A 21081-nucleotide genomic window follows, 5' to 3' on the forward strand; every position below is an offset into this window, starting at 1 on the left:
CATTACCAATAAGCAAACTTAAAATTTAACCATGAACATCAGTGCTTAACTTTATCTTGCAATCAGGGTGATCAATTTTCGATAATCACAACTGGTCAAATTTCGGTTGTCATAACTAGACGGCCGCCGCTGGATTCGGGGCGGCCGTTTTTCGCTAGTAAAGGATCTTAATACATGGAGAGATAGTTATTGATCTCCCAGTCGGTGACCGCAGTCCGGAATTTGTCCCACTCGATCTGTTTATAAGAGACATATTTTTCAAAAATATGGTCGCCCAGGGTTTCGCGTCCCAGCGGATTGGCCTTGAATTCCGTAAGGGCTTCGAGCAGGGAAGCCGGCATGTTTTCAATGTTGGCCGCGGCTTTTTCCTCCGCGGTCATATGGAAGATATTGACATTGACCGACGGCGGAACCTCGAGATTGTTCTTGATGCCGTCGAGGCCGCTGTTCAGCATCATGGCAAAGGCCAGGTAGGGGTTGCAGGTCGGGTCAGGGCAACGTACTTCGACGCGGGTTCCCATGCCTCGCGAGGTCGGAATCCGCATCAGGGCGCTGCGGTTGCTGGCCGACCAGGCGACGTAGACCGGGGCTTCATAGCCGGGCACCAGGCGTTTGTAAGAATTTACCAGCGGATTGGTTACCGCCGAGAAGCCGCGAGCGTTCTTGGCGACGCCGGCGATGTACTGGTAGGCGATCCGGCTCAGGCCCAGGGCGTCATCCGCATCATAGAAAGCGTTGTTGCCTTCAAGATCAAAAAGGGATTGATTGGTATGCATGCCGGAGCCGTTGATGCCGAACACCGGTTTCGGCATGAAGGTCGCGTGCAGGCCGTAGGATTTCGCGATCGTTTTGACCACCCATTTGAAGGTGACGGTGTTATCGGCGGCGGTCACCGCGTCGGCGTATTTGAAGTTGATTTCGTGTTGCCCCTGCGCGACCTCGTGATGGGAGGCTTCAATTTCAAAGCCCATTTTTTCCAGGGTGTCGATAATCTCACGGCGGCATTCAATGCCTTCGTCTTCGGCGTCGACACTGAAATAGCCGGCCTGATCGCTGGTTTCAGTGGTCGGTCTTCCCATCTCATCGGTCTCAAAAAGGAAAAATTCGCATTCGGTGCCGACGTTCATGGTGTAACCCAGTTTAGCGGCCTCGGCCATGACCCGTTTCAGGTTGACCCGCGGGCAGCCGGCAAAGGCGGTGCCGTCGTGTTTGTGGACATCGCAGATAATCCGGGCCGTGGCTACCCCTTCCTTGTTGCGCCAGGGCATGACGCAAAAGGTGTTGTAGTCGGGAATCAGATACATGTCGGACTCCTGGATTCGGGCAAAGCCTTCAATCGAAGAGCCGTCGAACATCATTTTGCCGTCGAGCGCTTTTTCAAGCTGGCTCAGGGGCATGGCGATATTTTTCATAATCCCGAAAATATCCACAAACTGCAGTCTGAAAAAACGGACATTTTCTTTCTCCACCACCTTCAAGATTTCTTCTCTGGTCATTTTCTGCTCCTTTTTGGTTTGACGATTTTAAAATATCATGAACGAAATCCTGCCTTGATTTTTCAGGATTTCGTACCTCACAGGTTGGCTGGCGCAGTTTTTCAGATCGCTTCGGGCCCCTGTTCCTCGGTGCGAATGCGAATGCAGCGTTGCAGTTCCGTCACAAAAATCTTGCCGTCGCCGATGCGCCCCTCGCCGTGCTTGGCGGAGCGCAGGATGGCCTCGATGGCGATTTCGACGTATTCGTCATTGCAGGCGATATCGAGTCTGACCTTGGGCAGGAGATTGGGAATGACCTTCTGCCCGCGATAAAGCCGTTCGCTGTCCAGTTGTTTCTGATGCTGGCCGTGCCCGGTAACCCGGCTGGTGGTGATGCGGGAGATTCCGGCGGAGACCAGCTCTTCCCTGACCTCGTCAAGTTTGTCCGGCTGAATGATGGCGGTTACAATTTTCATGGAGATTCTCCCGTCAGTTGAGATTTGTCAGGCCGTAGCCTTGCTCGCCGTGCAGGGCATGGTCCATTCCGGACCTTTCCTGATCCAGGACCAGACGAAAGCCCACGCTTTTTTCCACGACCAGAACCAGCATGCCGCTGACGATGACGGTGTAAATGATGGTGACGGCAACCGCCTTGGCCTGCACCACGAGCTGGGCAAAAACGCCCCAGGAACCTGCAACGGCCTTGGCGGCGTCGAGCATCCAGCTGTCACGGATGAAAAAAACCAGGGCCAGGGCGCCGAAAATTCCGGCCACGCCGTGAATGCCGAAGGCGTCGAGGCTGTCGTCATAGGCCAATCTTTTCTTTAACGACAGCCCCAGATAACAGATCAGAAAAGCCCCCATGCCCAAGGCCACGGCTCCGGCCGGTTTGACCACCCCGGCCGCCGGAGTGATCACGACCAGGCCGGCCAGAATGCCGCTGACGATCCCCAGGGTGGTGGCCTTGCCCAGGTGGACAGCCTCGATAATCAGCCAGGTGGTGGCCCCGGCCGCCGCAGCCACCTGCGTGGCCGTCAAGGTCTGGGCGGTCGCTAGGCCGCTGGAAACCGCGCTGCCGGCGTTGAAACCGAACCAGCCGACCCACAGGAGCCCGGCCCCCATCAGGGTCATTACCAGGTTGTTGGGATGCATGGCCGACTGCGGATAACCGTGTCTGGCTCCCAGATATAACGCCGCGACCAGGCCGCTGACTCCCGCTGAGATATGAACGACCGTGCCTCCGGCAAAATCGACGGCCCCGGCGGCGCCGAGATTAAAGATCCAGCCATCCTGGGCCCAGACCCAGTGACAGAGGGGATTGTATACCAAAACGCTCCATAAGGCAATGTAGAGGCAGTAGCCGCGAAATTGCACCCGTTCGGCGAAGGCTCCGGCAATCAGGGCCGGGGTGATGATCGCGAATTTGCCCTGAAACATGGCGAAAACATATTCGGGAACCCCGGCTTCAAGAATCACGTCATCGATGCCGCGCAGAAAAAAATAGTCCGGATTCCAGCCGCACCAGCCGCCGAGAATGCCTTTGCCGAAAGACATCGAATAGCCGACCGCGACCCACATGACGCCGATAATTCCCATGGCCGCAAAGCTGTGCATCATGGTGCCGAGTACGTTCTTGGTCCTTACCAGGCCTTCGTAAAACATCGCCAGGCCGGGGACCATCAGCAGCACCAGCGCCGTCGAGGTCAGCATCCAGGCCGTGTTCCCGCTGTCAATCACGCCGGCGGAGTCTCCGGCAAAAAGGGGGGCGGCCGGCAGCAGAAGTGAAAACACCAGGGTTGAGACGATTTTCGAGCGCAGCGGTTGTCGCCGGCGGTCGCGGCTTTGTTTTAACATGGCGTTCTCCGGGCGGGCCTGCTGTTTTTTCCAGGTTTTAAGATGGCGCTGAAGCTAGCAGGGAGTGTGCCAGGCTGTTTTCGCGACCGCAACCGCAATCTCGGGACGTGGTTTAATGGGTGGTTCAAGCGGGGGTGTTTTCTGGCGCGCTAGCTGTAAATGCTTATATTGAAATGGTTTACAGCGAAGTCTGACGGTTGCGAATAATGGTGCTCCGGCTTTGTGGTCGTTGTCGTTGCGTCCGGAACAAGGTCGGCGGCGTTGGCATAATCTGGCGATTTGATACATTAATGTGTCCGTCGGGGGAGGAGATAGATGCGCCTGTTCCCTGGAGCGGCGCTGAAAACGAAGAAAAATCCTTGGATTTCGAGAGGATAGGCCTGCTGATACGTTTATGTTGAGTCGTCAGCGGAGTTTTGCTACATTTTTGTCTCTTTCCCGCCCCCTCCCGATCAGTCGGTCTGAACAGGTGGCTTCAGGTTCCTGGGGGCGGCCGCGCAGACCCGGTTGCGTCCTTCCCTTTTAGCGCGATACATCGCCTGGTCGGCCTGTCTGAGCAGCTCGTCAAGGTTCTCGATGTCGTTTTCAAGTCCGGCGACCCCGAGGCTGGCCGTGAGTCGAATGGCGGCGGCTCCGAGGCGCAGCCGTTCGAGGTCCAGACGAATCTTTTCCGCCACGATCAAAGCCTGCTCAAGGGATGTTTCCGGAAGCAGGATAACAAACTCCTCGCCGCCGAAGCGGGAGGGAATATCGGATTGGCGGAGTTTGTCTTTGATGGTCAGGGCCATTTCCCGCAAAACCGTATCGCCGGCCTCATGCCCGAAGGAATCATTTATTTTTTTGAAATGATCGATGTCGATCATGATCAGGGACAGGGGATGCCGGTAGCGCCGGGCGCGGGCGAATTCGTTTCTCGCCAGGCTCATGAAATGGCGGCGATTGAAGATCTCGGTGAGAAAATCGAAATTGGCCTGACGAGTAAGCTCCGCCTTGGTGGCTTCAAGTTCCTGAATGATTCTTTCACGTTCGTCAATCATGTCGATGCGTTCGGTGACATCGCGGGCGACCAGCAGAAAACCCAACCTTTCTCCCCGGGGGGTGATGAAACGGGAGATGCGAAGCTCGTAAACGGCCTTGAGCCCGTTTGGCAAAGGAAAGTCGATTTCGATTTTTCGGCTTTCCTGCTCGCGAAGCATGTCGGTAAAATCAAGGGGGCGGGGCAGCAGCTGATTGATCGAGATGCCCATTTTTGCCGTGCCGGAAGCCGAAAACATGGTAATTGCCGCCGGGTTCAGGTCGACTACCCGCAGTTGCCGGTCCAGAACAATGACGGCGTCATCAATGCATTCAACGACCAGATCCCGGGCAATGGGTACCAGGTCCAGCATTTTATGGCGGAAAAGAGCAAAGCCGATGCTCAGGCCGCTCAGCGTGAACCCCAGGGCGGTGAAATCGAGCGCCGGTTTGTTTCCTAAACGTGCGGTCGCGTAGAGGTTGGCCAGCAACGGGAGCAGGGTGCCGTAGAGCATCAATCGGGCTTGAGTTTTGTAGGGTTGAGGACGGTAGCGGGCCATTTGCCCAAGCAGAACCAGGCCGCTGGCGATTGCTGTATAAGAGAAGACGGTATGAACCCAGAACCAGGGGCCGGGTCTCCAGAAGGAGCGAAAAAAAAGGCCGTCGATTTGCTCGTAACTGACGGCATGAAGAAAAAAACCCGGATAGTGATTGGTAAAGGCAAAAACCAGGGTCAGTAGAGGAAAACCAAGTAGACCGCAGATAACTGTTTGCAGATGTCGGGCTGGTTTTGCGCTGTAGGTTAAAACAAAGATTAAAAAGAAAACCGGAACATAGCTGATTCCGACAAAGCGTAGTTTACTGAACCAGAAATCCGCCTCTGCCGGGCTGGAGCTGAAAGCGGACATGCCGGAGGTCAAGGAAAAGATCGACATCGCCAGCGCCAGTCCCATAAAGGCTCGGGCTCCGGCCTTGTCGCGGAAGCGCCAGGCGTGCAGTGCGAGCCCCAGGGTGACCAGCGCGGAGCCCAGCAGCAGTCCGACAAAGCATTTATAAGACAAGATGAAGCTCTGGTTCAAACGTTGACCCCGCTGTATTTTTTATAGTCGATATTGAGGTTGGCTATTTTGTACTGAATTACCCGTTTTGACGTTCCCATCAGCTTGGCCGCCTGGGTTTGGTTGCCCAAGGTGGATCTGAGCTGAATCGGCCATCATTGGTATTCCTGGTCTTGATCGGCGATGGTTAACCCGGCCGGCAGGGTCGCCGCCTGGTTTTCCTGGATTGTAAGCTGAAGATTGCCCTCCAGGGAAATGTTCCGGGCAAAGAAAAGGTTTCCGGTAACGCGCAGCGACCGACATTTTCGCAGGGAGGGAACCCCTGCGGCAAAACGTTGGTTGAAATCATTTATGTGGCGATAATAGCGTGAATCCAACTGAATCAGCGGCGGACTTACAAGCTCCGGCGCCAGGCCGAGGGCAAAATCCTTCCGTAGCTGATAAGCATCGGAGCGCAGGGCGAGAAGATCGTCGGTGGTCTTGACCGGAGCAAAGCGCCGGCGGGGCACCTCCAGGGCCAGGGCTTCCGGAAAAATCTCGATCGCCGCGCCCATGGCGGTTTCCAGCTGGAGAATCGAGGTCGAAGCGGATGATCCCTCGGCCAGGGTCTTGCGATTGATAATCAGGGGCAGCTCCAGACGGTTGTCGCGGCGCTGCAATTCTTTTTCCAGGGCCGCCAGATCCAGCCAGAGAGAGTTGGTGTTGAAATAGCGATGGCGCGAGATATCCTGAAAAGCGGCCGTTTCGTTTTCAGGGCATTGCGCCGCCTCGCGCAGCAGCAGACCGCCGCTGCCGCGGCGCCGGGCCAGATGGCCGCCCTTGCGGTCGGCTTTGGTTCTTCTGGCGACTTCCATCAGGAAGGGCGCCTGCCGACTGACGAGATAACCGAGAATCACCGGGTCCAGGGTGGCGCCGAGATTGTCGGCGTTGCTGATAAAAGCGTAGCGATAGCCGCGGTGGCGTAATTTTTCGAGAACGCCGCTGGTTACCAGGGCCGGGTAAAGATCACCGTGGCCGGGCGGGCACCATTCCTGTTCCGGCTGGGCGGGACAGCTGAACGGTTGCAGGTTGTCTTCGTAAAGTCTGGGGATCTGGTGCTGGACAAAGTCGAGGGGAAGGTTAAAACCACCCAGTTCCGGATAGCTCGTCAGCCGTTCCAGCGCGGCCCGGCGCGTGGCGAAGCTGTTCATGAGGATCAGCGGCACCCCGGCCGCCAGCGCCTGTCGCACGATGATGTCGAGAAAACTGAGTCCGTTTTTGGCCTCGATCAGGGATTTGGCCTGGTCGAGGCCCATGCTGGTTCCCAGCCCACCGTTCAGCTTAATCAGCACGGTTTCGGCCAGGGCCCGCTCACCTTGTTGCCGACAGGATTTATCCAGGTCTGCGGCCGTCGGCAACAAGCTGAGCGGCTCAATTTCATTTTCTCTGATTTTACCGTCCGCCCCGGCTCGCAAACGCTGAAAATAAAGCTTTAGCATCGTTATGGCCAGTTTCGGCATGCCGGCCTGGCGCATGCGCTCGGCCAGGGGGGCAAAGGACGGTTCTAAATCATTCATGTCCGTCCGCCTCCCGGCGGCGGGCTTGACGAATCGCGCGTTGCAGGGCCTTGAAGTGAACATCGGCCGCCAGATGAACCGGGCTTTTACCCCAGAGCGGATCCCAGCCGGCCGGGTCGGCGCTGCAGTTGAACTGCACGTCCAGACCGTAACGAATGGCGGCCGCATCGGCCTCCATGTCGATCAGTTTATCCAGGGCTTTCCAGGAAGCCCCGCAGGGGGCTCCGCGTCGAACCTGAATGGCTTTTATCTTTCCGTTTTCAAGTTCAACCGAGAATTCCGGGGTGCCGTAGCGATGGCCATACTCTCCCAGCCAGACCTGGCGGGGGAGGGCGCATCATATCGGCGGCGTCGCGACCTGCGGCGCGGCTTCATGTTTCTTGGTGGAAGCGACCAGGGGAATTTGGTTTTCCCGGCAACGGCGCAAAAGTTCGGTGGAAAGGTCGGGATGGCGTAAAAAATCCAGGACGAGATCGGCCTCGATGGTCGCCGGCAGAAAATCCTCGGGTTCATCGATGAGCCGCGGCAGGGGGGCGTCGATGGAGATGATTTCCAGCGTGAAACAACCCGGGGCAAAATGTTCGATGCCGGCAATCTTCTTTTCGCCGCTGCCGCGTTCCTGAAAGACGACCACCCGCTGAACCGGGCAAATATCGTTTGTTGGTATCATGTTGATCTGCTTTCATGTTCGGGCCAAGCGCAGTTTTTTTACGGAAAATGTAAGAACGCGGCGTTCCCGCGAGTTTGTTCGTTCGATTCGTTTTTGTACCATAATTGAAACATGATAGCAAAAGGTTATTGACATGGAGATGGAAAAAAGGCAGTAACAGGACCGTGATTTTAAGTGCGGGAATGGGGAGGGGTTATGAAATTGGCTCAATATTTTACGCCGCAGGGGCTAAGGTTGGGGCTGGTAACGGAGCGGCAGCTGCAGCCCCTGGCTTTTGCCGGCGATTTTCATGCCTGGCTTTCGGCCGGACGACCCCTGACCGGAGCAAGTCCGGTCTTGCCCCTGGCCGAGTTCGAGCTGGCCCCGCCGGTCAACCGTCCCGGCAAGATTATCGCCGTCGGTTTGAACTATCATGATCATGCCGTCGAAGGAAACCTTAAAACTCCGGAAGAGCCGTTGGTCTTCGCCAAATTTCCGAATTCGGTTGTGGGCCCGGAGGCGGAGCTGCGCTGGTCCGCGGAGCTTACGCAAAAGGTGGATTTTGAAGCGGAGCTGGTGGTGGTTATCGGTGAAAAAACCTCGGCCTGTTCAATTGAAACGGCGTTGAGCAAGGTTTTCGGTTATACCTGCGGCAACGATGTCAGCGCTCGCGACCTCCAGTTCGCCGATCAGCAGTGGGTGCGGGGGAAGTCTCTGGATACCTTCTGTCCGCTGGGTCCCTGGATTGTCAGCGCCGATGAAATCAAGGACCCGCAAAGGCTGGCCATTCGCTCGCGGCTCAACGGGGTCGTCATGCAGGAGAGTAATACTGCGGCCATGATCTTTCCGGTGGCTGAACTGGTCAGTTATCTGAGCCGGCATTTCACCCTGGAACCCGGTGACCTGATCATGACCGGCACGCCGAGCGGGGTCGGTTTTTTTCGGAATCCGCCGGTATTTATGCAGTCCGGAGACTTGATTGAAATTGAAATCGAAAAGATCGGCGTTCTTTCCAACCGCTGCCGTATGATCGGTTAAACTGGTGACCAGAGAAACGATTATCGTGGTTGACGATGAAGCCGGAATGCTCAACTTCATCAGCAAGATTCTCAAGGCCCGCGGCTATCGGACGATCACCTGTTGCAACGGAGCCGAATTTGTCGAACAGTTGGGCGGTCGGCGCCGGAGTCCGGACCTGGCCCTGATCGATTATCGCCTGCCGGACACCACCGGAATCGAACTTTTGTCGAAGGTCGCGGAACTCTGCCCGGAGTTGCAGAGTATTATCATCACCGCTTATGGTGAAGTCGAGCTGGCCGTGGAAAGCATGCGCCGGGGCGCCGCCGACTTTCTCGCCAAGCCTTTTACCGGGGCTGAACTGCTCAAGGCCGTCGACCGGATTCTCGAGCCTCGTCGTCTCAAGCAGGAAAACGAGCTTTTGCGCTGGCAACTGGCAAGCGGCGATCAGCAGCCCGCCCTGATCTGTCGGTCGCGAATCTTCGCTCAGGTGGTGGCCCTGGCCGAGCAGGTGGCCTCATCCTCGGCGACCGTTCTTTTGACAGGCGAATCCGGTACCGGCAAAGAAGTGGTGGCGGCCCATATTCACAACCATGATCCCTTGCGCCGCGCGCATCGTTTTCTCGCCGTCAACTGCGGGGCGCTGGCCGACAACCTCCTGGAGAGTCAGCTCTTCGGAGCCCTGCGCGGAGCCTACACCGGGGCCGACAAGGACACTCCCGGTTTATTTCGGGCCGCCGATCAAGGCACCCTGCTGCTTGACGAAATCGCCGAAACCTCGCCGGCGCTGCAACGTAAGCTGTTGCGGGTGCTGGAGAAAAAGGAAGTAACTCCGGTCGGCGGCACGGTTCCCGAACCGGTTGATGTCAGAATTATCGCGGCTACCAACCGCGATCTCAGAAGTGAGGTCGAAGCCGGCCGTTTTCGAGCCGATCTCTACTATCGTCTGCAGGTTTTTTCCATTGAGTTGCCACCGCTTCGGCAGCGGCCGGCCGATATCATGCCCCTGGTCCATTATTTTCTCGACTGGTACTGCCGCCAGGAGGGGAAACCAATGCTGGAACCGGTTCCGGAAATCATTCCTCTTCTGGAAAATTATTCCTGGCCCGGCAACGTTCGGGAATTGCGTAACCTGGTGCATCGGGCGGTGATTCTGGCCCGTCAGCCGGTTTTTGACGCCTCGCTGCTGCCTTTTGGTCGGAGTCCGGTGGCCGCGGCTGAAATTCCGGTTTTTATGGAGAACGGCGTCAAAGCTTCAGCCTCGCTTAAGGAAGTCGAGCTTGATTATATCGCCATGGTTTATCGGCAGTCGGCCCGCGATCGCAAAACCAGCGCCGAGATCCTGGGTATTTCAGAGAAAACCCTGGGCCGTAAGCTTGAACTGATTCGGCGCCGGAAAGCAAACTGATGGCTTCTTTCCCCTGGCATCGTTTTTCGCTCAAATGGAGATTGACTCTAGCCAATTTCATGGTGCCCATGCTGACCATGACTCTGGCCATCGCTTTCGCCATTCACATTATTGACGGTTTTATTTTTCGTCAGGCGCAAAACAAGATTATCAACGACCTTAATTCAGCCCGGGAAATCTATGATTCAAGCTGTAAATGCCTGCAGGAACAAATCCATTGCGCCGCCGGCTCCTATCTGCTGACCCAGGCGCTATTGGCCGATAATAAGCCGGCTTTGCTCAGGGAATTGCAGGCTCTGCGCCGTCGAGAGAACCTGAGTTTGCTGACCTTGACCGATGCCGAGGGCCGGGTGCTGCTGCGGGCCGCCAATCCCGGGGTCGGGGGCGATCAACCCCGCCTGCCGCTGATTGCCGAGACCCTGCTCGGCAATCCCGCCGCCGGCAGCGAGGTGTTGAGCGATGTCGAACTGAGCCTTGAAAATCCCAACCTCGGACATCTTTTCCAGATCAAACTGATTTCAACCCCCAAAGCCCGGCAGGAAAGCCGGAGCCATCTTGCCGGCGGCCTGATGATGCTGGCCGGCTGGCCGGTGTACGACGGTTTCGGCAATCTTATCGGCGCCCTCTATGGTGGTCGTCTTTTAAATCGGGAAAACCAGCTGGTCGACCGCATCAAAGAGGTGATTTTTTCCAACACATCCTTTTCCGGTCAGGATATCGGCACGGTAACCATTTTTCAGGAAGATGTCCGGATTGCCACCAACGTGCTTGATTCCTCCGGCAAGCGAGCCATCGGGACCCGGGTTTCGGAAGAGGTTTACCACAAGGTCATGATTCAAGGGCAGAAATGGGCCGATCGCGCCTTTGTCGTCAATGACTGGTATATCAGTGCCTACGAGCCTATCTGTAATGCTCGCAATCAGGTGGTCGGGATTCTCTATGTCGGCATGAAGGAAAAACCGTTTCTCGCGTTCCGCAACCGGGTTATTTTGATTCTGGTCGGCATTCTGACGGCGGGCGCCGCCTTGACTTTCTTGACCGTTTTCATCTTCGCCCGGTTTTTTTCGCGCCGCCTCGACAGCTTGCAGCAGCAGTTAAGCCAGGTCGCCGGCGGGCAGCTTAAAAGCAGGCTGGAGCTGCCCGGCAACGACGAGCTGAGCCAGCTGGCCGCCGGCTTTAATGAAATGATCGCGGTCCTGAAACAGCGGGATGCTTCGATCGAACAGCTGCAACGGGGGCTGGAAAACAAGGTCGCCCAGCGTACGCAGGAGCTTGAAACCCGCAATCATGAGCTGATTGAAATGAAACAACACCTGTTGGAGATGATGAGCGATAAAAAAGCCATCAATTTCAGGCTCGAGGAATCCCTGCACAACCTGCAGCAGGCCCAGCAGCAGCTGGTCCGTTCGGGCAAGCTGGCCGCTCTCGGCAGCCTGGTGGCCGGGGTCGCCCATGAAATCAACAATCCGGTCAATATTATTGCCGGCAATCTTGAAATTCTGGAAATGGACCCGGATGTTCAGGGACGCTATCGCACCGAAATCGAGCTGATCAGCGGCCAGGCTGCCAGGATCAAGAAAATTATCGGCAATATGCTTGGTTTCGCCCGGGTCAGGAATAACCATCTGAAGGAACTGCGTGCCGATGAACTGATCCGGGATCTCCTGATTCCGTTGCGGAACGAATTGAACCAGCGCGGCATTTCCGTCACGACCCAGCCGCAGACGGAGGCGCCGTTTTTCTCGGATGAAGAAGGTCTGACCCAGATCATCACCAACCTGCTTTGCAACAGCATGCAGGCCATTCCGGAAACCGGGGGCCGGATCGGCATCAGCAGCCGGGTCGACCGCGGCAAGATCGAAATCACGATCAGCGACAACGGTTGCGGCATGACCCCCGAACAGGTCGAAAACATGTTCAATCCCTTCTACAGCACTAAAAGCGAGGGTACCGGGCTCGGCCTTTCCATCGGCTATGAACTCCTGCGCAGTCTCGGCGGTGATATCGAAGTCGACAGCAGTCCCGGCCAGGGTACAACCATTATTCTGGTGTTGCCGGCTAATCCTCTTTTCCCGTTTGACCGCAAGTAGGCGCGCCCTGGCCTTTTTTTGTCGATGCGGACAAAAGTTCCTCCGAAAATCCCTTTTTTTTGCATTTTGTGGACAATTTGTCCGGGTCGAAAGTTCGGCGGCAGCGGCGGCCGGGGCGCCCCGGCCGCCGCTGATAAGTACCTTTTCGTCGATAAAACCTGAACCTGCCGGGACCCTGGCCCCGGCAGAGCGGCCGGCCGCCGCCGGGGCCAGGTTGTACGGTACGGGACTTGCAGCCTTCCGCCCTTCGATAGGCAGGCCGCTTGACGGGCCCTGCCGAGATCCGGCAACCGTATGATCAGCCATAAAGGAGGAATACAAAATATGCAGGTTAGTCGAAGGTCATTCCTGAAACTCTCGGGTGGAGCGGTCATGGCCGGCAGTATGGGGCTTAGTCTGAAACCGGTGCAAGCCCACGCCGCGTCCCTGAAGACCCGCTACGCCCAGGAGACCACCACCATTTGTCCCTATTGCGGTGTCGGCTGCGGCATCATTGTCTCGACTCGCAACGGCAAGGTCATCAATACCGAAGGCGACCCCGATCATCCCATCAACCGAGGTTCGCTTTGCAGCAAGGGCGGTTCCATCGCCCAGCTGTCGGTCAACAAGAACCGTCTGGATCGACCTCTCTACCGGGCGCCGTTCAGTCGGGAATGGAAGGCCGTTTCCTGGGACTGGGCCCTGGATAAAATCGCTCGCAATATCAAGAAAAGCCGTGACGGGAAATTCGCCCTGAAAAACGCCAAGGGGCAGACCGTCAACCGGACCACGGCGATTGCCTCGATCGGCAGCGCCGCCCTCGACAACGAGGAATGTTTTATCTACCAGAAATTTCTACGCAGTCTCGGGCTCGTCTATGTCGAACATCAAGCCCGGATATGACACTCCGCCACTGTAGCGGCTCTGGCAGAGTCGTTTGGACGCGGAGCAATGACCAATCACTGGAACGATATCGCAAACAGTGACTGCATTCTCATCATGGGCAGTAACGCGGCTGCCAACCACCCGATTTCCTTCAAGTATGTTACCGAGGCCCAGGCCCGGGGCGCCAAGCTGATCAGCGTCGATCCCCGCTTTACTCAGACCTCGGCGAAAGCCGACATCTATGCCGCACTGCGTTCGGGTACCGACATCGCTTTTCTGGGCGGCATGATCAAATACCTGCTTGATCATAACCTGATTCAGCATAAATATGTCGAGCACTATACCAACGCCACCTTTCTGGTTAATCCCGGCTTTAAATTGCCGGGGGACAATGAGGGGGTCTTTTCCGGTCTCGAGGGCAGCCGATACGACAAATCGACCTGGAGTTTTCAGACCGATGACGCCGGCATCGTTAAGAAGGATCCGACCATGCAGGATCCCCACTGCGTTTTTCAGCTGCTGAAAAAGCACTATGCCCGCTATACCCCGGAGCTTGTCAGCCGCATCACCGGTACTCCGATCGATAAACTGCTGGCGGTTTACGAAGCCTATACCGCCACCGGCGCGGTCGGCAAGGCCGGCACCATTATGTATGCCATGGGTTGGACCCAGCATACGGTTGGCGTTCAGAACATCCGGACCATGTCCATCATCCAGCTCTTGCTCGGCAATATGGGCGTCACCGGCGGCGGGGTCAACGCTCTGCGCGGCGAAGCCAACGTGCAGGGGTCAACCGACCACGCCCTGCTGTTCCATATTCTGCCCGGCTATCTTAAAACCCCGGTCGCCTCGCTGCCGACCCTGGCCGCTTACAACGCCAAATTCACGCCTGCCACCAAGGAGGAAAACAGCCTTAACTGGTGGAGCAACTATCCCAAGTACTCAGCCAGCCTGCTGCGCTCCCTGTACGGTCACGAAGTTTCCCTGGAAGAAGCCTATGCCTATCTGCCCAAGCTTGATGACGGCGCCAATTATTCCTGGCTGACCCTTTTCGATCGCATGTATAATGGCGACTTCGAAGGGTTCTTCGCCTGGGGTCAGAATCCGGCCTGCAGCGGTCCCAGTTCCAATAAAACCCGGGCTGCCCTGGGTCGGCTCGACTGGATGGTCAACGTCAATCTTTTCGACAACGAAACCGGTTCCTTCTGGCGGGCTCCGGGTCAGGATCCGAGCAAAATCAAGACCGAGGTTTTCATGCTGCCCTGTGCCGCCTCGATTGAAAAGGAAGGCAGTATCACCAATAGCGGCCGCTGGATGCAGTGGCGTTATAAAGCCGTCAATCCTCCGGGCGAAGCCCGGCCTGACGGCGAGATTATCAGTGAGTTACATTACCGGCTCAAGGATCTCTACGCGGCCGAAGGCGGTCCCCTGGCCGGGGCCATCACTCAGCTCAGCTGGGACTATGGTCCGAAAAACGCCGCCGGCCGTATCCGTCACCTCGATACCCAGATGATCGCCCGGGAGATCAACGGTTATTTTCTCGAGGATGTGGAAATAAAAGGCACAGTCTATAAGAAAGGAAGCCTGGTGCCGAGCTTCGCCTTGCTCCAGGACGATGGTTCGACCTCTTCCGGCAACTGGCTCTACTGTAATTCCTGCACCGAAAAAGGCAATCAGGCAACCCGCCGCGGCAGTGTGGACAAATCCGGAGTCGGTCTTTACTCGGACTGGGCCTGGTGCTGGCCGGTTAACCGGCGGATTATCTATAATGGCGCTTCGGTCGATCCCGAGAGCGGGCAGCCCTGGGATAAAAAGGATCCGGTTATCTTCTGGCAGGGCGGCAAATGGGTCGGCGATGTGCCGGACGGGGTCGCCGCGCCGGGCAGCGGCCGCAAGCCGTTCATCATGAAACCCCATGGCGTTGCCAGCATCTTCGGGCCGGGTCTGGCCGAAGGCCCCTTCTCGGAGCATTACGAGCCCCTGGAAAGTCCGGTGAAAAAAAATCTGCTCTCGGCGCAGATGAACAACCCGGTGATCAAACGTTGGGACCGGGAAGGCAGTGGCGCCGCGGTTGATGCCCGGGCCACCTCCGACCCGCGCTTTCCTTTGGTCTGCACCACCTACCGGGTCAGCGAGCATTGGCAGAGCGGACTGATGACCCGTTGGTGCCCCTGGCTGGCGGAAATGCAGCCTGGTCTTTTTGTCGAGCTCAGTCCCGAACTCGCCAAACTGAAGGGGATCAACAACGGCGATGCGGTCATGATAAACTCCATTCGGGGCGAGGTTGAGGCGGTGGCCGTGGTCACTCGCCGTCTGCGGCCGTTCAACCTGGACGGCAATATCGTTCATCAGGTGGCCCTGCCCTGGCATTACGGTTGGGTCACGACCAGGATGCGCGAGTATGTGATCGGCGATAAAAAACCTGAAGTTTTCACCAGCGGAGATTCCGCCAATCTGCTGACCCCGTTCATCGGAGACGCCAACACCATGATCCCGGAAAGCAAGGCCTTCATGGTTAATGTCAGCAAGAAGGGAGCCTAAGGCATGTCTCAGAAGATTAAACTCTACGACGCGACTAAATGTACCGGCTGCCGCGGCTGCCAGTTGGCCTGCAAACAGTGGAACAGTCTACCCGCCGGCCAGACTGAAAACCACGGCAGTTACCAGAATCCGCAAACCCTTAATCCCTCCACCTGGCTGCTGATTCGTTTCGACGAAATCGCAGCCGGTGACGATGGCGTCAAATGGCTTTTTCGCAAGGATTCCTGCATGCATTGCAGTGATGCGGCCTGCGTGATTGCCTGCCCGAGCGGCGCCCTCTTTCACACTAGTCACGGCACGGTTGCTCTCGATCAGAAAAAATGTATCGGTTGTAAACAGTGCACTATCGTCTGCCCTTTCGGGGTGCCGCAGTATGATCCCGGAACCGAAAAGGTCGCCAAATGTGACATGTGCTTCTCTCGTCTGGAAAACAACCTTGAACCGGCCTGTGTCAAGGCCTGTCCGACCGGCGCCCTGCAATTCGGAGAAGCCGGGGAAATGCGTGAAGTGATTAAAGATCGTCTGGCCGCGTTGGGAGGCGAGGGCCGGCTGTATGGGGACCAGTTTGTCGGCGGCACTCATCTGCTCTACATTCTGCCGGCGGACCCGCGCCAGTACAGCGGCCTGCCGATCCGGCCGCAGGTTCCGGCGGCGTTGAGCACCTGGAAGGACATCCTCAAACCTCTGGCCCTGCTGGCTCCGGGAGCCGTGCTGGCCGGCACCTTTTTCCACTACCTGACTAAAGGCCCCAAAGACGTGACTGAATATGGCCGGAAAGGAGATTCCTGAAATGTTACTCATCAAAAAAGGAATGGTCAAGGTGTCGACAACCTTTGAACGTCTGGTGCACTGGTATCTGGCCCTGAGTTGTCTGTTGTTGCTTGTTACCGGGCTGGGTATGATGTTCCATTCCTTTAACTTTGTCTCGGTCCCTTTCGGCGGTCTTAAAAATCTGAAGCTGGTGCATAACGGTTCCGGGCTGATTTTTATTTCGGCCCTGTTTCTGGCCGTGGTTACCTGGTGGAAGGATGCCGCGTCTCTGGATTTGCCAAATGATCTTGAATGGTTGAAAAAAGGTGGCGGCTACCTTTGGAAGGTTGACCACTTACCGGAAACCGGCAAATACAATCCGGGTCAGAAAATCTTTTTCATGGTGGTCGTGGTTGTCGGTTTGATGATGATCGGCAGTGGTTTGCTGATGTGGCGGCCGGAAGGGTGGAGCCGGGACCTGATCAATCTGATGTACGCCCTGCATGCTCTGGGCGTGGTTCTGCTGCTGCCTTTTATCGTCGTGCATCTTTACCTCGGCACGGTCGGGGTGCCGGGCTCGGCGGCCATTGTTTTGACCGGTTACACCACCAAGGCCTGGTGCCTGAGTCAGTGTCCGAAATGGTTGCGTAAAAAGGAAAAGGAAGGCAGCCTCGAATACTATACCGGCAACGGTGACTGATGATGACCGAGTTTTGCGGCCGAAAGATTACCGCAATCGGCGGATCTTCGGCCGCAAAACCGGGCCTTTGCCCGCGACCGCTCAACCCGAGAGCGGTGCCGAGATCTCCAGACTTCCGGAAAGACCGGAAAAATCAGGAAACCCATGAAAACACTTGCTGACTATCGTGCCGAGCTGCCCCATTATGGTGATTGTATTGCTTTACTAAACAGCGTTCGTGAGCTGAGAAAACGGTATCGCGAAAATCCGCTCGGGGATATTTTTGCCCTGTTGCCGAGCGCCGCCGCAAGTAGGCTTGAATCCGGCCGGCCCCTGACTGATCTGGGTCGGGAAAAACACGATCTGCAAAAGCCGCGGGCCTATTTTCTAGAGCTCCTGGGCATCGCCGCGTTTTTCGACGCCGAGGCGAGTTCTCGCCTGCGTCTTGAGCTCAACCGCGATGCGGAACTTTATGGGGAAATGGTGCGCCGGCTGTTCAATCCCGAGGTTCGGGAAGCCGGCTCGCAGAAGACCGAAGCCAACCCCGCCGGGGAGGAGGCTCAGCTCGATCTGACCACTTGGTTGCTGAATGAAAGCCTGAAGCCGTTTTTTATCGCCTGCAGAGAAAAACATGACTCCCGACTGCGCGGCCTTTCCTGGGCACAGAGCCGTTGTCCGGTTTGTTCACGGCCTGCGTCTCTGGGGCTGATTCGCAATGAGAACGGCACGCGTTCGCTGTTTTGTCTGCAATGCGATTGGGAATGGCCTTTTCCGCGCCTGCAATGTCCTTTCTGCGGCGGCCGGGAGCCGAAAGACCTTGCCTATTTTACGGTTGAGGGCGACGAGAAGCGCCGGGTTGATATCTGTCGGCACTGCCGCCGCTATCTGAAAACCTTTGACGCCCGCAAATTGGGAGCGGAGCTGAGTCCGGAGCTGGAAAACCTGGTTTCTCTGCATCTGGATCTTAGGGCCGCGGTCGAAGGTTACTCCTGATCTTGTCCGGATAGTTCATCCCAGCAGAAAACAGCGGCCTTGACTCGGTTTTCCGGCTTGAATTTGTGCATCCGAATTATCGTGAGAGTTCCGCATTTTGCACAACCCTTAAATTTCCGGGGCGCTTGCAGGCGGCGATTTTCACCTGTCGCGAGCAGAAAATGCGAGTTGTCTTTCCCTCGTCGGCCATCCTGGTTAGCTGTTCATAAACCTGCCGGTGCACGCCGCAGACCTTTGTTTTTCTCGATATTTATTGTCGGAAAAAGACGCGAATAAAATTTATTTATCGCGTCGTTCGGGCTTTTTCAGTGGTATCTCACCACAGTCACTTGTCCCGAAGCCATCCACTGGTTGAATTTTTTTCTGAGAAAGATTTTGCACTGCCGCCGGCTCGGCGGCCAGAGCAGGAGAATGCCGGCGAAATCGGTGAGAAATCCTGGGGTCAGCAGCACCATTCCGGCGACAAAGATCAGCGCCGCGTCAATCATTTCTTCGGCCGGAGTGACGCCTTTCTGCAGGCTTCGGCGGATTCTCAGCATGGTTTCGGCTCCCTGCCAGCGGGCCAGACCGGCGCCGATTATTCCGGTCAATAACACTATCAGCAGGGTGTTGAACAAGCCAATGGCCCCGCCGAGTTTGAGGAAAAGGAAAATTTCCAGAGCCGGGACCAGGGTGAAAGCCAGAAAAAGTTTCAACATCGCAAGTTATCCTTATGTTTTTAAAAATCGTCGGCCGAACCACGTTTTTTCGCGCCGTTCCCAACCTTTGCCGTCAGCTTTGTATTCATATTGCCTATCGGTCGGGGAAATGTCAAGGGCCGAAAAAACCGTGATCGGCCATAAAAAAACTTGATTTTTTAAAAACAAACAAATACTATCAAGATTAGGTTCCACTTAAGTTTGGCGCTTTGCCGTCGGGCTGCGGCAATTTAAAACAGACCACGGCCCGTTCTCCCCCGTTGACAAAGGAGCTGTTTTCATGTGGGAGTACACCGAGAAAGTCAAGGAACATTTTCTTAATCCACGCAATGTCGGAGAGGTTGAAAATCCGGACGGGGTCGGCGATGTCGGTTCCCTTTCCTGCGGTGATGCTCTGCGGCTGACCTTTAAACTTGATGCTCAGGGGCGGATAGCGGAAGCTAAGGTCAAGACCTTCGGTTGCGCCAGCGCCATTGCCTCGGGCTCGGCTTTAACCGAGATGATGATCGGTAAGACCATTGAAGATGCGGAAAAGATAACCAATCAGCAGATCGCCGATTATCTCGGTGGCCTGCCCAAGGAGAAGATGCACTGTTCGGTCATGGGACATGAAGCCCTGGAAAAAGCGATTGCCTGTTATCGGGGGATTCCGCTTGAAAAAAAGGAAGGTAAACTTATCTGCGAGTGTTTTGGTGTGACCGATCTAGAAATCATGCGGGCGATTCAGGAAAATCGCCTGAAAACCGTAGAAGAAGTAACCAATTTTACCAAGGCCGGCGGTGGTTGCGAACGTTGTCATGGGGATATCGCCAGGTTGATTCTGGAGGTGCAGAATCAACCCCAGCCTGAGTTGCCTCCCAAACAGCTTACCAACATTCAGCGGATGCACTTGATTGAAGAAACCCTGGAGCGTGAGATTCGTCCTTCACTGCAACTTGACGGTGGTGATGTTGAATTGATAGATGTAATCGGCAATCGGGTCATGGTTGCGACTCGCGGCGCCTGTTCCTCCTGCAAGTCGGCGCCGATCACCCTGAAAAATCTGGTCGAGGCGAAGCTCAGGGAGTTCGTCAGCCCGGAGCTGGTGGTTGAGGAGGTTGCCAGATGAAACCGGTTTATGTCGACAATAATGCCACCACCCGGGTTGCCGATGAAGTCCTGGCGGCCATGCAGCCGTTTTTTTGTGAAGACTACGGCAATCCTTCGAGTATGCATTTCGTCGGGGGACGGGTGGCTCCGCGCCTCAAGGAGGCCCGGGAGCAGGTTGCGTTTTTGCTGGGGGCCTTGGCGGATGAAATCGTTTTCACCAGCTGCGGCACGGAAAGTGACAATACCGCCGTGCATGCGGCGCTGTTGGCCGATCCCGGTAAGCGTCATCTGGTAACCACTCGGGTTGAGCATCCGGCCATTGGTTCTTTGTTCAGCACTTTGAGTCGGCAGGGTTACCGGATTACGGAAATTCCGGTGGATAGCGATGGTGCCCTCGACTTGGGGCGTCTGGAGGAAAGCCTGAGCGCGGATACGGCGCTGGTTTCAATCATGTGGGCCAACAATGAAACCGGGGTCATCTTTCCGGTTGAAGACATCGCCGCGATGTGCCGAGCGCGGGGGATCACCTTTCATACCGACGCCGTGCAGGCGGTCGGCAAACTCCCGATTAATTTGCATGACAGCTGTATCGATATGCTTTCGCTGTCCGGCCACAAACTCCATGCGCCCAAGGGAATCGGTGCACTTTATGTGCGCAAGGGAACGAAGTTTTCCCCTTTCATGATTGGCGGCCATCAGGAGAAGGGTCGCCGGGCCGGGACTGAAAATGTTCCCGGGATCATCGCTCTGGGTAAAGCCTGCGAGCTCGCCGGTCGTAATCTGGCAGAGGAAAATACTCGTGTGCGGGAGCTTCGCGACCATCTTGAAAATGAGTTGATCAGGTTGATTCCCGAATCCCGGATCAACGGAGCCCGCAGTCAGCGGACCCCGAATACCGCTAATATCAGTTTCGCCAATATCGAAGGCGAAAGTATTCTTTTGATGCTTAATGAATTCGGCATCTGCGCTTCTTCAGGTTCGGCTTGTACCTCGGGTTCCCTGGAGCCTTCCCATGTCATGCGAGCCATGGGAGTGCCTTTCACGATGGCGCATGGCTCGATCCGTTTCAGCCTGAGTGTTTATAATACGCGGGCGGATGTTGACGAAATCATCAAGCGGCTGCCGCCAATTGTGACTCGTTTGAGAACTCTGTCGCCGTTCACTTGAACCGGCTTAAATTATCAAGGCGAAGAAGGGTTCCGGTGCTTTCGGAAACATTGCGGTTGGGTTCATTGTTGATAAGAGGAGGCCTTGACTCATGGTCGACTGGCATGTTGGCGAGCATTGCCAAAATCCGCCGCAGTCGCGTGATCGTCGGCGGCGTGATCTGCACAAGGTGGTCAATC

The 21081-nt window shown here is 56.2% G+C and carries 17 protein-coding genes; 9 read left to right on the plus strand and 8 right to left on the minus strand.

The window, feature by feature from the left end; genetic code table 11:
- Positions 1 to 167 precede the first annotated feature (167 nt).
- From glnA to ENN66_05680, 7 genes are all read right to left on the minus strand, one after another.
- Complete coding sequence (glnA, locus tag ENN66_05650) at positions 168 to 1496, minus strand: type I glutamate--ammonia ligase (GenBank protein HDS16083.1); 1329 nt, start codon at positions 1494 to 1496, stop codon at positions 168 to 170.
- A 101-nt stretch (positions 1497 to 1597) separates the two neighbouring features.
- Positions 1598 to 1951 carry a P-II family nitrogen regulator gene (locus ENN66_05655; protein HDS16084.1) on the minus strand — a complete coding sequence of 118 codons (354 nt, stop codon included), beginning with the start codon at positions 1949 to 1951 and terminating at the stop codon, positions 1598 to 1600.
- 13 nt (positions 1952 to 1964) lie between these two features.
- Positions 1965 to 3329 carry an ammonium transporter gene (locus ENN66_05660; protein ID HDS16085.1) on the minus strand — a complete coding sequence of 455 codons (1365 nt, stop codon included), beginning with the start codon at positions 3327 to 3329 and terminating at the stop codon, positions 1965 to 1967.
- A gap of 452 nt (positions 3330 to 3781) precedes the next feature.
- Entirely contained in the window at positions 3782 to 5404 is a 1623-nt protein-coding gene (locus tag ENN66_05665; GenBank protein HDS16086.1) for a diguanylate cyclase, read from the minus strand.
- 152 nt (positions 5405 to 5556) lie between these two features.
- Positions 5557 to 6957 (minus strand): UTP--glucose-1-phosphate uridylyltransferase, encoded by a 1401-nt coding sequence (locus ENN66_05670; protein ID HDS16087.1) that lies wholly within the window; start codon positions 6955 to 6957, stop codon positions 5557 to 5559.
- Entirely contained in the window at positions 6950 to 7270 is a 321-nt protein-coding gene (locus ENN66_05675; protein ID HDS16088.1) for a hypothetical protein, read from the minus strand. Before ENN66_05675 ends, ENN66_05670 begins: the two co-directional genes overlap by 8 nt.
- A gap of 24 nt (positions 7271 to 7294) precedes the next feature.
- Positions 7295 to 7627, minus strand: a complete 333-nt coding sequence (locus tag ENN66_05680) for a hypothetical protein (GenBank protein ID HDS16089.1) — start codon at positions 7625 to 7627, stop codon at positions 7295 to 7297.
- Positions 7628 to 7822: 195 nt separating this feature from the next.
- On the opposite strand from ENN66_05680, the gene ENN66_05685 reads away from it, so the two are divergent.
- The 7 genes from ENN66_05685 to fdhE all read left to right on the plus strand — a co-directional run bounded on the left by ENN66_05685 (position 7823) and on the right by fdhE (position 17948).
- Positions 7823 to 8644, plus strand: coding sequence for an FAA hydrolase family protein (locus ENN66_05685; GenBank protein HDS16090.1), 822 nt, complete (start codon positions 7823 to 7825; stop codon positions 8642 to 8644).
- Positions 8645 to 8648: 4 nt separating this feature from the next.
- Entirely contained in the window at positions 8649 to 10031 is a 1383-nt protein-coding gene (locus ENN66_05690; GenBank protein ID HDS16091.1) for a sigma-54-dependent Fis family transcriptional regulator, read from the plus strand.
- On the plus strand, positions 10031 to 12121 hold the full coding sequence (locus ENN66_05695; GenBank protein HDS16092.1) for a HAMP domain-containing protein: 2091 nt from the start codon (positions 10031 to 10033) through the stop codon (positions 12119 to 12121). The genes ENN66_05690 and ENN66_05695 overlap by 1 nt, the downstream gene beginning before the upstream one ends.
- A gap of 324 nt (positions 12122 to 12445) precedes the next feature.
- Positions 12446 to 15526 (plus strand): formate dehydrogenase-N subunit alpha, encoded by a 3081-nt coding sequence (fdnG, locus tag ENN66_05700; GenBank protein ID HDS16093.1) that lies wholly within the window; start codon positions 12446 to 12448, stop codon positions 15524 to 15526.
- Between the two features lie 3 nt (positions 15527 to 15529).
- Positions 15530 to 16315, plus strand: coding sequence for a 4Fe-4S dicluster domain-containing protein (locus tag ENN66_05705; GenBank protein HDS16094.1), 786 nt, complete (start codon positions 15530 to 15532; stop codon positions 16313 to 16315).
- A gap of 10 nt (positions 16316 to 16325) precedes the next feature.
- Complete coding sequence (locus tag ENN66_05710) at positions 16326 to 16976, plus strand: formate dehydrogenase subunit gamma (GenBank protein HDS16095.1); 651 nt, start codon at positions 16326 to 16328, stop codon at positions 16974 to 16976.
- Between the two features lie 144 nt (positions 16977 to 17120).
- A complete protein-coding gene (fdhE, locus tag ENN66_05715) occupies positions 17121 to 17948 on the plus strand; it encodes a formate dehydrogenase accessory protein FdhE (protein ID HDS16096.1) in 828 nt (275 codons plus the stop codon).
- 305 nt (positions 17949 to 18253) lie between these two features.
- On the opposite strand, the gene ENN66_05720 is transcribed toward fdhE, so the two are convergent.
- Positions 18254 to 18646: an FxsA family protein gene (locus ENN66_05720; protein ID HDS16097.1), complete on the minus strand. Its 393-nt coding sequence runs from the start codon at positions 18644 to 18646 to the stop codon at positions 18254 to 18256.
- A gap of 280 nt (positions 18647 to 18926) precedes the next feature.
- Here ENN66_05720 and nifU point away from each other — a divergent pair, with 280 nt between their 5' ends.
- Together nifU and nifS are read left to right on the plus strand one after the other, a co-directional pair.
- Positions 18927 to 19754, plus strand: coding sequence for a Fe-S cluster assembly protein NifU (gene nifU, locus ENN66_05725; GenBank protein ID HDS16098.1), 828 nt, complete (start codon positions 18927 to 18929; stop codon positions 19752 to 19754).
- Positions 19751 to 20902 carry a cysteine desulfurase NifS gene (gene nifS, locus ENN66_05730; protein HDS16099.1) on the plus strand — a complete coding sequence of 384 codons (1152 nt, stop codon included), beginning with the start codon at positions 19751 to 19753 and terminating at the stop codon, positions 20900 to 20902. Before nifU ends, nifS begins: the two co-directional genes overlap by 4 nt.
- Positions 20903 to 21081: the final 179 nt, after the last annotated feature.

It is taken from the genome of Pseudomonadota bacterium (genome assembly GCA_011049115.1).
Lineage (GTDB): Bacteria > Desulfobacterota > Anaeroferrophillalia > Anaeroferrophillales > Tharpellaceae > DSCM01.

What these genes read in the sequence shown, in the direction of transcription:
- ENN66_05720 (HDS16097.1), bottom strand. Translation starts at nt 18,646, where the DNA reads ATGTTGAAACTTTTTCTGGCTTTCACCCTGGTCCCGGCTCTGGAAATT.
- ENN66_05680 (HDS16089.1), bottom strand. Translation starts at nt 7,627, where the DNA reads ATGATACCAACAAACGATATTTGCCCGGTTCAGCGGGTGGTCGTCTTT.
- ENN66_05660 (HDS16085.1), bottom strand. Translation starts at nt 3,329, where the DNA reads ATGTTAAAACAAAGCCGCGACCGCCGGCGACAACCGCTGCGCTCGAAA.
- ENN66_05695 (HDS16092.1), top strand. Translation starts at nt 10,031, where the DNA reads ATGGCTTCTTTCCCCTGGCATCGTTTTTCGCTCAAATGGAGATTGACT.
- glnA (HDS16083.1), bottom strand. Translation starts at nt 1,496, where the DNA reads ATGACCAGAGAAGAAATCTTGAAGGTGGTGGAGAAAGAAAATGTCCGT.
- ENN66_05655 (HDS16084.1), bottom strand. Translation starts at nt 1,951, where the DNA reads ATGAAAATTGTAACCGCCATCATTCAGCCGGACAAACTTGACGAGGTC.
- ENN66_05685 (HDS16090.1), top strand. Translation starts at nt 7,823, where the DNA reads ATGAAATTGGCTCAATATTTTACGCCGCAGGGGCTAAGGTTGGGGCTG.
- nifU (HDS16098.1), top strand. Translation starts at nt 18,927, where the DNA reads ATGTGGGAGTACACCGAGAAAGTCAAGGAACATTTTCTTAATCCACGC.
- ENN66_05705 (HDS16094.1), top strand. Translation starts at nt 15,530, where the DNA reads ATGTCTCAGAAGATTAAACTCTACGACGCGACTAAATGTACCGGCTGC.
- nifS (HDS16099.1), top strand. Translation starts at nt 19,751, where the DNA reads ATGAAACCGGTTTATGTCGACAATAATGCCACCACCCGGGTTGCCGAT.
- fdhE (HDS16096.1), top strand. Translation starts at nt 17,121, where the DNA reads ATGAAAACACTTGCTGACTATCGTGCCGAGCTGCCCCATTATGGTGAT.
- ENN66_05670 (HDS16087.1), bottom strand. Translation starts at nt 6,957, where the DNA reads ATGAATGATTTAGAACCGTCCTTTGCCCCCCTGGCCGAGCGCATGCGC.